Here is a 628-nt window from a genome sequence, read left to right as displayed (position 1 = left end):
CGCAAATGCCGCGCGCCATAGGAATGGCGGGACGGAAACAATGCAACGCCGTTTGTGCAATCCGTCAAAAATACGTCCTATCATTTCGCGATAGCTGAGGATCTCGGTGCCGGGCACAGCGTAGATTTTGTTTTCTGCAGCCGGACTTCGAGCAGCTGCGATGGCGCCAATGGCCAGATCTTCTGCATGCACTGGCTGCCGCAGGCCAGCGCCCGTGCCCGCAAGCGGCATGAAACTGATCTTTTGAATCAATCGCGCAAGCCTGGTGATATTGGCATCGCGCCCCTCCGCATAGATGATGGTCGGCCGCAATACCGTCCAGACAATGCCAAGTCGCTCGCAAACTTCAATTACTCGTCGCTCCGCTTCTTCCCAATGACGGACGTGTGCTCGCTCCTCAGCGATTTCAGAGTTTCGCTTGGTCACTATGCTGGTCGAGGTGAAAGCTACCACCCGCTTGAGGTTCGGAATCACAAAGTGAGGAAGCGATTCCGCTAAAAGTCCGACGTGGGCCGTGCAATAGAGTGTGCTGACTTCAGTCAAGTCCAATGACGTCGGCACCGCCAGATCCGCGACTAGCCAATCGGCATCAACCGCCCGACGCTGTTTACGCGATACAGCAAGGGGC

Annotated in this window: 1 protein-coding gene; it reads right to left on the bottom strand. The window is 56.4% G+C overall.

The features are described from left to right. Positions 1-628: Rossmann-fold NAD(P)-binding domain-containing protein (locus AC1DS5_RS25220; RefSeq protein ID WP_477720980.1), on the bottom strand; the 628-nt coding region annotated here is incomplete at both ends.

It is taken from the genome of Polaromonas sp. P4_H1, assembly GCF_056400945.1.
This window is presented reverse-complemented; position numbering and strand designations above follow the sequence as displayed.